Annotated in this window: 1 protein-coding gene; it reads left to right on the plus strand. The window is 56.1% G+C overall.

Annotated features, from left to right (window positions below; translation table 11 throughout):
- A partial coding sequence (locus Xkoz_RS19410; RefSeq protein ID WP_244183536.1) for a terminase TerL endonuclease subunit occupies positions 1-401 on the plus strand: 401 nt, incomplete at both ends.

Raw genomic sequence — 401 nt, forward strand, 5'->3', positions numbered from 1 at the left:
TACAATCGCTGCTGTTCGGTATCACCACAGCAGGTTTCAATAAGGAAGGCATCTGTTACGAACTGCGCGACTACACCGTCAAGGTGCTGCGCGGTCAGGCGCCCGACGACACCTTCTTCGGCATTATCTACACCCTCGACAAAGAGGATGACCCCTTTGATGAAACGGTTTGGCAAAAGGCCAATCCGGGGTTGGGTATCTGCAAGAGGTGGGACGACCTGCGTCGGCTGGCGAAAAAGGCCAAAGAGCAGGTGTCTGCCCGGCATAACTTCTTCACCAAGCACCTGAACCTGTGGGTTACCGCCGAATCCGCGTGGATGGACATGTTGAAATGGGACGACTGCGAACCGATAGCCCCGCCGCATGAGCTGAAAACCTACCCGATGTGGGTCGGCGTGGAT

The sequence above is a fragment of the Xenorhabdus kozodoii genome, assembly GCF_002632875.1.
In the GTDB taxonomy this organism is placed as follows: Bacteria; Pseudomonadota; Gammaproteobacteria; order Enterobacterales; family Enterobacteriaceae; genus Xenorhabdus; species Xenorhabdus kozodoii.